The organism is Burkholderia sp. Ac-20349 (genome assembly GCF_017104865.1).
Taxonomy (GTDB): domain Bacteria; phylum Pseudomonadota; class Gammaproteobacteria; order Burkholderiales; family Burkholderiaceae; genus Burkholderia; species Burkholderia aenigmatica.
In genome coordinates, this window is record NZ_JAAGPM010000214.1 from 1 (window position 1) to 9,450 (window position 9,450).

The window sequence follows — 9,450 nt, forward strand, 5'->3', positions numbered from 1 at the left end:
GTCGCTGCCCGGCATCGCGGTCGTGAAGGTGTTCCTGCAGCCGGGCGCGAACGTGCAGACGGCGATCGCGCAGACGGTCTCGTCCGCGCAGGCGATCGTGCGGCAGATGCCGCAAGGCGCGACGCCGAGCGCGCCCGTCAGCGTGCCGAGCAGGCCCGTGACCGGCGCGAGCGGGTTGCTGCCGCTCGTGCCGCTGGTGCCGCCCGAACCGCTGCTGGAACTGCCCGCGGGGCTGTTCAGGAGGCCGCCGACGGACGTCACCGTGTTGCCGAGCTGGGTCACGGATCCGCCGAGACTCGTACCGGTCGGGTTGCCGGTTGCACCGCTGACCTGCGAGCCGACGAGGCCCAGGCCGCTGCCGAGCGTGCTCAGCAGGTTGCTGAGCGGCGCGCCGAGCTGGGTCACGCTGCCGAGCGTCTGCGTGGCGCCCGGCGTCGTGACGCCGCCCGTCAGTGCGTTCGTGATCGGGTTGATCAGCGTGCCGACCTGCGTGCCGAGCTGCTGGACCGGTGCGCTGTTCAGCGCGGTGTTGAGGCCCGATGCGGTGGAGTTGACCGCGCCGCCGACCGTGTTGACGAGCCCGCCGACCAGCGTCGTCACCGGCGAGAGCGGCGCCAGCGGCCCCGAGCCGAGGCTCGTCACCGCGTTGCCGAGGTTGTTGACCGCGCCGCCGGCGCCGGTCAGCAGGCCGGTGGTCGACGTCAGCGTCGGTCCGAGCGGGTTGGCCGACACGCCGATCGAGCCGAGGCCGGCCGCGACGCCGTTGCCGAGCGACTGCACACCGTTGCCGAGGCTCGTGACGGCATTGCCGACGCTGGTAGCCGTCGTCGGGTTCGTGCCGGGGATCTGCACGCCGCCGATCTGCGCGCCGCCGTTCGCGACCGTCGTGCCGAGTCCCGTCACGAGCGTGCCGGTTTGCTGGAGGACATTGCCGAGCGGGGTGACGCCGGTGCCGGAGGTGCCCGAGGTGCCGGAAGTACCCGACGTACCGGAGGTGCCCGACGTGCCGGAAGTGCCCGAGGTCCCGGAAGTGCCCGACGTGCCGGAAGTACCCGAGGTCCCGGAAGTGCCCGACGTGCCGGAAGTACCCGAGGTACCGGAAGTACCCGACGTACCGGAGGTGCCCGACGTGCCGGAAGTGCCCGACGTACCGGAAGTACCCGACGTGCCGGAAGTACCCGACGTACCGGAGGTGCCGGACGTACCGGAAGTGCCGGACGTACCGGAGGTGCCCGAGGTACCGGAGGTGCCCGAGGTACCGGAGGTGCCCGAGGTACCGGAGGTGCCCGAGGTACCGGAGGTGCCCGAGGTACCGGAAGTGCCCGAGGTACCGGAAGTGCCCGAGGTACCGGAAGTACCCGAGGTACCGGAAGTGCCCGACGTACCGGAGGTGCCCGAGGTACCGGAGGTGCCCGACGTACCGGAGGTGCCCGACGTACCGGAGGTGCCCGAGGTACCGGAAGTGCCCGACGTACCGGAAGTGCCCGAGGTACCGGAAGTACCCGACGTACCGGAGGTGCCCGACGTACCGGAAGTACCCGACGTACCGGAAGTACCCGACGTACCGGAGGTGCCCGACGTACCGGAAGTACCCGAGGTACCGGAAGTCCCCGACGTGCCCGAGCTACCCGAAGTACCGGAGCCACCCGACGTACCCGAAGTCCCCGAGCTGCCGCCCGTCCCTGACGTGCTCGGCTTGATCGTCGGCGGGGTCGTCGGTCCATCGACCGAGCCGCAACCATAGAGTGCGAGCAGCGACGAGACGGCCATCGTTACCGTCGTCTTCTTGAAGAATTTATGCATGTTGGCCTCGACATTGGAAGTGTGTCCAAGCCTCCACTGCAAATTCCGCGCCACGCCAGCTTTCCCGAAACGGTGTCGCGCTTTATTGCAGGAATCGGGGATATACGCGCGATTTAAACGGAGTAACGGTGCTTTCGCGCGACGGGTACGCACGGCGCGCCGGCGCGGCGGTTGCGATGTTCCCGTAAGCCGCCGTAACGCGCGGCGCGATGTTACGTAGCGCGCGATAGCGCGTGACGCGGCCAGCCTCGAACCGAGGGCCGCATCTTTGACGAAACGTGCCGGCCCGATGAACATGGCGCGACATCCCCGGCTGCCGGCGAAGCAGCCGCCACGACTCCAAACAGGACACGGACATGAGCGAACAGGACAGGGAATACGGCAAGGCGCGACGCATCGACGTGATGGGCGAGGCGTTCGTCGAGCGTGCGATGCACGACCTCGACGGATTTTCGCGCCCGCTGCAGAACTGGCTGAACGAGCACGCGTGGGGCAGCACGTGGCAGCGGGGCGGGATCGATCTGAAGACGCGCAGCCTGTGCACGTGCGCGATGCTGGCGGCGCTCGGCCGCAGCACGGAACTGAAGGGTCACATTCGCGGCGCGCTCAACAACGGCGCGAGCCTCGTCGAGATCCGCGAGGTATTGCTGCACAGCGCGCTGTACGCGGGCGCGCCGGCCGCGGTCGAGGCATTCCGCAGCGCGCGCGAGGTGATCGCGGATCTCGGGCTGTCGGTGCCCGATGACGAAGCCTGATTCCGCCGCAGCGCTGGCTGCGCGGCACGGAATCAGGCCCTGTTACGCGGTCGCGGCTTACGCGATGCGTGCCGTCGGTGCGGCCACCTCGGCCGGTGCAGCAGCGACTTCAAGCAGCCAGTCGGCGGTGGCCTCCGGAATCGTGACCGGCAACATGTGTCCGCCTTCGACGACCTTCAGCCGCACGCGCGCCGACTTCTTCGCGAGCGCTTCGCCGTGCTCGCGCCAGTTCAGGATCGGATCGGCGCGGCCGTACAGCACGTCGACCGGCAGCGTGAGGTCCGCGTAGCGGCGCACCATCGCGGGCAGGTCGACGGGTGCCGACAGCAGGTCGGTCGCGGTCGCGTAGAACACGTGCGGGCGCATCCCGAGCAACCCGCCGCCCTTGACCGGGAAGTCGCGCGGCACGTCTTCCGGCGCGAACACCTGCGTGACCGCCTTGCGGCCGGTCAGGATCGTCAGCGGAATCGCGAAGGTCCACGACACGAAGCGGCGCACCAGCGGCGACGGCAGCATCAGCGGCTTGAACGGCGCCGGCGGCTCGGTCTGCTCGTGCGACAACGGCGCGATCAGCGCAAGCCGGCTCACGCGATCCGCATGATTGAGGCCGACCGCGAGCGCGATGGCGCCGCCGAGCGAGTGGCCGACCAGCACCGGTTTGTCGAGCCGCAGCGCGTCGATGAATGCGGCGACCGTGCGGGCCTGCGCGAACACGTTCGCCTGCGAGCCTGCGCCGCGGAGCGAGCGGCCGGCGCCCGGCCGGTCGATGAGGATCACGCGATGCTGTTGCGCGAGCCGCGCGAGCGGCAGGTACGCGAAATTGCGCAGTTGTCCCGCGAGCCCGTGGACGAACACGATCGGCGGCCCGTTGCCGTATTCGACGTAGTGGATGCGGTCGCCGCCGATGTCGACGAAGCGGCCTTCGGGCGGAAACGCGCGCGTCACGCGGCGGGCCACGTAACCGGTAAACAGCACAAGCGCGGCGAGTACCGCGACGACGCCGAGCAGCACGTTCTGGATCAGATGGAGCGTATGGGTCATGTTGGCCTCAGCGGGTTTCGAGTGCGGGTTCGGCAACCGGCGTCGTGGCGGCCGGGCCGGCTTTCGCGCGGCGTTCGAACTGCATCGCCGAATCGGCGAGTCCGCTGAACTTCAGCGATGCAAGATCGAGCACGTAGTTCTGGTGGAATTTCCACGGCTTGCTGTGCCCCTGCTTCGGCAGGATGCCGGCCGCGCGCTGGATGTAGCCCGAGCTCAGGTTGACGGCCGGCACGTCGCCGAGGTCGCCGGCGCCGAGCCGCGGCACGCAGGTGTCGTAGCCGTTCGCGCGCATGTGGTTGAGCAGCCGGCACACATAGCGCGCGATCAGCTCGGCCTTCAGCGTCCACGATGCATTCGTGTAGCCGAACGACGACGCGAGGTTCGGCACGTCGCTGTACATCATCCCTTTGTACGACACGGTGTCCGGCAGGTCGACCGCGCGGCCGTCGACCGTGACGCGTGCGCCGCCGAGCATCTTCACTTTCAGCCCGGTCGCGGTGACGATCACGTCCGCGTCGAGCTGCTGGCCGCTCTTCAGCTTGAGGCCGGTCGGCGTGAAGCGCTCGATCTCGTCGGTGACGATCGATGCGCGGCCCGAGCGGATCGACTTGAACAGGTCGCCGTTCGGCACGAGGCACACGCGCTGGTCCCACGGCATGTAGCGCGGCGTCAGGTGCTTCGCGACATCGAAGCCAGGCCCGACCTGCTTGCTGGCCGCGCGGATGATGAACCGCTTCGTCCGGTCGGGCTTGCGGCGCGACACGTTGTACAGGTACATCGTCAGCAGCACGTTCTTCACGCGCACGAGCCGGTGTGCGAGCCGCGACGGCAGCACGCGGCGCAGCGCATTCGCGATCTTGTCGCGCGCGGGCAGCGACACGATGTAGGTCGGCGAGCGTTGCAGCATCGTCACGTGCTGCGCGTCGGCCGCCATCGACGGCACCAGCGTGACGGCCGTCGCGCCGCTGCCGATCACGACGACGCGCCGGTTCGCGTACGACAGGTCCTTCGGCCAGTGCTGCGGATGCACGAGCTTGCCTTCGAACGTGTCCATGCCGGCCCAGTCGGGCAGGTAGCCGGCGTCGTAGTCGTAGTAGCCGCTGCACATGAACAGGAAGCGGCAGGTGTAGACGAGCGTGTCGGTCGCGCCGTCGCGCGTGCGCTCGATGCGGACCGTCCAGCGTGCGCGGTTCGAGTCCCAGTCGGCCGCGACCACCTTCTGGCCGTAGCGGATCGTCTTGTCGATGCCGTACGCGCGCGCGGTGTCGCGGATGTAGTCGAGGATCGTCTGGCCGTCCGAGATCGCCTTGTCGCTGTGCCACGGGCGGAAGCTGTAGCCGAGCGTGAACATGTCGGAATCCGAACGGACGCCCGGATAGCGGAACAGGTCCCAGGTGCCGCCGATCGCGTCGCGCGCCTCGACGATCGCCACGCTCGCATACGGGCAGCGCTGCTTCAGGTGATACGCGGCGCCGATGCCGGACAGGCCGGCGCCGACGATCAGCACGTCGAGGTCGTAACTGTCGCCACGGGCGCCGGGGGCGGGCGGCGCGTCGCGCCGGTCGGTCGTCGTCGAGGTCATGCGGGATCCTTGGTCGGCGTGGTCGGGAGCGCAGCCGGGGCGTGCGCGCGTTCGAGGTTGCGGGCACGGGCGCGGCGCACGTGGCGCAGCATCAGCCTTTGGTAGCCGGCGCCGAGCAGGCGCGCGATCCGGTCGAGCCGGCGCGCGTCGGCGCCGACGAGCACGCGGCGCGCATTGCGTTCGACGCCCGCGAGGATCTGCCGCGCGGCGTCGTCGGCCGTCGTCGCGTTGATCAGGCGGTTCGCCTGGCGGCGATGGGTCGCTTCGTCCTGCCCGGTCAGCGCATGGATGCTGGTATCGACGCGGCTCGCGTCGACGATGCTCGTCGCGACGCCGCCCGGATGCACGCAGGTCGCGCTTACGGGCGCGCCGTCGAGTTCGAGCTCCATCCGCAGCGCCTCGGTGAAGCCGCGCACGGCGAACTTGGTCGCGTTGTACGCGCTTTGCGTCGGCATCGCGACGAGCCCGAACAGGCTCGACGTGTTGACGACGTGACCGTCGCCCGACGCGCGCAGGTGCGGCAGGAACGCCTGCGTGCCGTGCACGACGCCCCAGAAGTTGATGCCGACGATCCATTCGAGATCGGCGACGCGCGCGGTCTCGGCGCTGGCGGCCAGCGACACGCCCGCATTGTTGAAGATCAGGTTGACCTTGCCGTGCTCGGCGCGCACGAAACCGGCCCACGCGAACACCGCCTCGCGGTCGGACACGTCGAGCCGCCGCGTGCTCACGCGCACGCCGTGCTGCGCGCAGGCGGCCGCCGTGCCGGCGAGCCCGACGTCGTTGACGTCGCTCAGCGCGACTTCACAGCCGCGCCGCGCGAGCTCGACCGCGAGGCTGCGGCCCATGCCCGAACCGGCGCCCGTGATCGCGGCAACCTTGCCGGAAAACCTGTTCATCCGTCGCTCCTCCTGTTCCGCTTGCACTGCGTCGGCGGCACGTCTAATGTGGTGTTGGTCGTCACCACTTTAGTTTTCGGGTGTCCTGATGTCAAATAGCGGAATGGAGAAAGCACTCGAAACGGAAAAACGAGGCCGCTCGTATGGCGGCGTGGCGCCCGAGGTACGGGCCGCCGAGCGGCGCGACGCGCTGATCCGTGCGGCGACGCGCGTGTTCGGCACGGTCGGGTTCCGCAAGGCGACCGTGCGGTCGATCTGCCAGGAAGCGAAGCTGAACGATCGCTATTTCTATGCGGCGTTCGACAGCACCGAGGATTTGCTGCGCCACACCTACCTGCATCACGCGCAGCAGTTGCACGAAGCGGTCGCGCGGGCGGTGGCCGCGCGCGGCGGCGATCTGCGCGAGAGCGTCGACGCGGGGCTCGCCGCGTTCTTCGCGTTCCTGCGCGACCCGTGCGCGGCGCGCGTGCTGCTGCTCGAGGTGATGGGCGTGAGCGCGGACACCGACATGACGTACCAGCGCATGCTGATCGATTTCGGCAAGCTGATCATGGCGATCGGCGTGTCGCGCGAAGCGACGACGCCCGCGGAACGTACCGAGCAGCGGCTGATCGGGCTCGCGCTCGTCGGCGCGATGACGAACGTCGGCGCGGCGTGGCTGCTCACCGACTATCGCGATCCGGAGGCGCAGATGATCGCGAGTTGCCGGAAGGTGTTGCTGGGGACGTTGCGGGAGGCGGGGTAGATTCGCGGGAACGGGGCCGCTTGCCCGCGATCATTCACGGCCGATAATCAATAACAAGGAACCTATGGAAGTACGAAACCGATGGTTGCGCCGCATGACGTCGGCGGGGATGGCTGTTTCCGTCCTGGGGCTGACGGGCTGCGGCTGCTGGCCGTTCAGCGAGTCCACGACGTATGAAACCGTGTGGAAGTCGCAGACTTTCGCGGCGAAGTTCAAGAACCGGGACCAGGAAGGGGATCGATGCCGCGACGCGGTCTACACGCGACACCTCAATGAGGCCATCGCGGCCTGCAAGAGCGGGGAATATGAAAAGATCCGCAACGTCATTACCGGGGAGCCCGTGAAGCTCAGCCTGGCCAAGGCGACCTGCGAAGAGGCGCAGGACGAACTGGATCATGGCCTGCCCACCGCGCTCGACCAGCGGATCTTCAATCTGAAGCCGCTGCCCGACGAATACGAAGCGTGCATGGCCGACAGCGGATTCAAGCGGGAACAGGTCGAGAAGAAGGCGTGCTACGTCAAGTTCATGTGACGGGCTTGTTGCCTGGCGAGACTGGAGTCGGACCATGGCAGCGGCGAAGCGGAACTTGCCGTCATGGAGGTCGGATCATGCGACGCGTATGACGAGATGCTGCGTCGTCCCGTCGCGCCGTCTTCTTTGCTAAGCAGGGCGTGAGCGCTTCGCCGTTGGCGCCCCCGCCGTCTCCCCGATCCTCGCCTTCATCGCCTCGACAAACGCCCGCACCTTCGACGACGGCAGCCGCGTCGACGGATACACCGCATGAATCCCGGCCGGCGCCGAGCGCCACGCCGGCAGCAGCCGCACGAGCCGGCCGGCCGCGACGTCGTCGGCGGTCGAGAAATCCGTCAGCAGCCCGAAGCCGCCGCCCGCGAGCACGATCGCGCGGCACGTGGTGGCGGTGTTCGACACGACCGGCGCGACGCAGCGCACCGACGCATTGCCGCCGTTCGCGTTTTCGAGTTCGATCGTATGCGGGCGCGGCAACGTCGACAGCATCACGAACGGCAGCGCGGCGAGCGCATCCGGATCGTGCGGCCGCCCGTGGCGCGCGACGAACGCGGGGCTCGCGACCAGCCATTTCTCGTACGTGCCGAGCTGCGCCGCACGATAGTTCGAATCGGCGAGGCGGCCGATGCGGATCGCGACGTCGAGATTGTCGGCGACGAGATCGACCACGCGGTCGTTCGCGACGAGTTCGACGTCGAGCCCCGGATGCCGGTCGCGCAACGCGACGACGGCTGGCGCGACGACCAGCGCGCCGTAGTCGATCGGCACGCTCACGCGCAGCGTGCCGCGCAGCGGCCCCGCGTCGGCCGACACCGCGTCGAGCGCGCTCTCGGTGGCGCGCACGATGTCGCGGCATGCGTCGTAGAACGCGCGCCCCGCGTCGGTCACGCTCAGCCGCCGCGTCGTGCGTACCAGCAGGTTCGCACCGACCTCGGATTCGAGGCGCTGCATGTGCGTGCTGACGACCGTCTTCGCCAGTCCGAGCCGCTCGGCCGCGGCCGTCAGCGAGCCGGCGTCGACCACCGCGACGAAGATCGCCAGCCGGTTCAGGTTCACGTCGCGCAAGTCGGCCATCGTTGATTGTCCTATAGGAAAGGATAATGTTTCCGCGATTATCCGTCTTCTGGCGACGAACGGCGAGCGCTACGCTGCGGTTGTGCGTCGCCGATCCCCGGCGGCGCGAGATACCGGAGCGTTCCCATGTCTGCCGCCAACAAGCCTGCTGCACCCATCCGCGTCTACTCGTTCCTGCTGTCCGGGCACGCGCATCGCGTCCGGTTGTTCCTGTCGCTGCTTGGCCTGTCGTCCGAGACCGTCGACGTCGATCTGGCGGCGGGTGCGCAGCGCGAACCGGCGTTCCTCGCACTCAATCCGCTCGGGCAGGTGCCCGTGATCGACGACGGCGGCACGGTGATCGCCGATTCGAATGCCATCCTCGTGTACCTCGCGAAGCGCTACGGCGACGCGCACTGGCTGCCCGACGACCCGGTCGGCGCGGCGATCGTGCAGCGCTGGCTGTCGTATGCGGCCGGGCCGATCGCTTCGGGGCCGGCTGCCGCGCGGCTCGTGACCGTGTTCGGCGCGAAGCTCGACCAGGAGGCCGCCAAGCTGACGGCCGCGAAGGTGCTCGACGTGATCGATCGCGAGCTGGCCGGCAAGCCGTTCGCGGCCGGCGCGCAGCCGACGATCGCCGACATCGCCGCGTACTCGTACATCGCACACGCGCCGGAGGGCGGCGTGTCGCTCGAACCGTATCCGCACGTGCGGGCGTGGCTGGCGCGCATCGAGGCGCTGCCGGGCTTCGTCGCGATGCCGACGACGCGCGTGGGCCTGCTCGCCGCGTAACGCCCACCGAAGCCGCGCCTGCTCAGGGAGAACGCGATGAATGCCCCGATTGCCCCGACCGCCGTCGTACCGGGCTGGGAACTCGACGCCGCGCCGTTTCACGCGGGCGAGCTCGCCGTGCAGCAGCGCGTCGTGCGCGCCGGGCTCCATGTGCGGAGGGTTCGTGTCGGGAGACTGACGTTCGGTCATCGGCTTTCTCCGGTTGGGACGCCACGTGGCAGCCGCGACGGCGGCCACGCGCGCCGGTTGCG

General features: G+C 69.0%; 10 protein-coding genes and 1 pseudogene. 6 read left to right on the forward strand and 5 right to left on the reverse strand.

What is annotated here, in order from left to right; translation table 11 throughout:
* Window positions 1-294 precede the first annotated feature (294 nt).
* Window positions 295-903, reverse strand: a pseudogene (locus G3N61_RS40360) (collagen-like triple helix repeat-containing protein); the annotation flags it as partial.
* On the opposite strand from G3N61_RS40360, the gene G3N61_RS40365 reads away from it, so the two are divergent.
* Complete coding sequence (locus tag G3N61_RS40365) at window positions 797-1,744, forward strand: highly repetitive protein (protein WP_346778604.1); 948 nt, start codon at window positions 797-799, stop codon at window positions 1,742-1,744. The pseudogene G3N61_RS40360 and the gene G3N61_RS40365 sit on opposite strands and share 107 nt — an antisense overlap.
* Window positions 1,745-2,159: 415 nt before the next feature.
* Window positions 2,160-2,558: a carboxymuconolactone decarboxylase family protein gene (locus G3N61_RS36335; RefSeq protein WP_043178187.1), complete on the forward strand. Its 399-nt coding sequence runs from the start codon at window positions 2,160-2,162 to the stop codon at window positions 2,556-2,558.
* A 57-nt stretch (window positions 2,559-2,615) separates the two neighbouring features.
* Here G3N61_RS36335 and G3N61_RS36340 read toward each other — a convergent pair whose 3' ends face one another.
* The 3 genes from G3N61_RS36340 to G3N61_RS36350 are packed head-to-tail and all read right to left on the reverse strand — an operon-like array spanning window position 2,616 to window position 6,080.
* Window positions 2,616-3,599 (reverse strand): alpha/beta fold hydrolase, encoded by a 984-nt coding sequence (locus tag G3N61_RS36340; protein WP_205824801.1) that lies wholly within the window; start codon window positions 3,597-3,599, stop codon window positions 2,616-2,618.
* A gap of 7 nt (window positions 3,600-3,606) precedes the next feature.
* The gene (locus G3N61_RS36345; RefSeq protein ID WP_205824802.1) at window positions 3,607-5,181 is read right to left on the reverse strand and encodes an NAD(P)/FAD-dependent oxidoreductase; all 1,575 of its coding nucleotides are present in this window, start codon (window positions 5,179-5,181) and stop codon (window positions 3,607-3,609) included.
* The gene (locus G3N61_RS36350) at window positions 5,178-6,080 is read right to left on the reverse strand and encodes an SDR family NAD(P)-dependent oxidoreductase (RefSeq protein WP_043178180.1); all 903 of its coding nucleotides are present in this window, start codon (window positions 6,078-6,080) and stop codon (window positions 5,178-5,180) included. The genes G3N61_RS36345 and G3N61_RS36350 overlap by 4 nt, the downstream gene beginning before the upstream one ends.
* 103 nt (window positions 6,081-6,183) lie before the next feature.
* Here G3N61_RS36350 and G3N61_RS36355 point away from each other — a divergent pair, with 103 nt between their 5' ends.
* A complete protein-coding gene (locus G3N61_RS36355; RefSeq protein ID WP_241018071.1) occupies window positions 6,184-6,825 on the forward strand; it encodes a TetR/AcrR family transcriptional regulator in 642 nt (213 codons plus the stop codon).
* Window positions 6,826-6,919: 94 nt separating this feature from the next.
* Window positions 6,920-7,357, forward strand: coding sequence for a hypothetical protein (locus tag G3N61_RS36360; protein ID WP_230624125.1), 438 nt, complete (start codon window positions 6,920-6,922; stop codon window positions 7,355-7,357).
* Window positions 7,358-7,486: 129 nt separating this feature from the next.
* Here G3N61_RS36360 and G3N61_RS36365 read toward each other — a convergent pair whose 3' ends face one another.
* Window positions 7,487-8,428 carry a LysR family transcriptional regulator gene (locus G3N61_RS36365; protein ID WP_205824803.1) on the reverse strand — a complete coding sequence of 314 codons (942 nt, stop codon included), beginning with the start codon at window positions 8,426-8,428 and terminating at the stop codon, window positions 7,487-7,489.
* A gap of 126 nt (window positions 8,429-8,554) precedes the next feature.
* Between G3N61_RS36365 and G3N61_RS36370 the strand changes: the two genes are divergently transcribed.
* Both G3N61_RS36370 and G3N61_RS36375 read left to right on the forward strand, forming a co-directional pair.
* Window positions 8,555-9,199, forward strand: a complete 645-nt coding sequence (locus G3N61_RS36370; protein WP_205824804.1) for a glutathione S-transferase — start codon at window positions 8,555-8,557, stop codon at window positions 9,197-9,199.
* Between the two features lie 36 nt (window positions 9,200-9,235).
* Window positions 9,236-9,450, forward strand: a 215-nt coding sequence (locus tag G3N61_RS36375) for a hypothetical protein (protein WP_205824805.1), incomplete at its 3' end; no start/stop codon positions are given.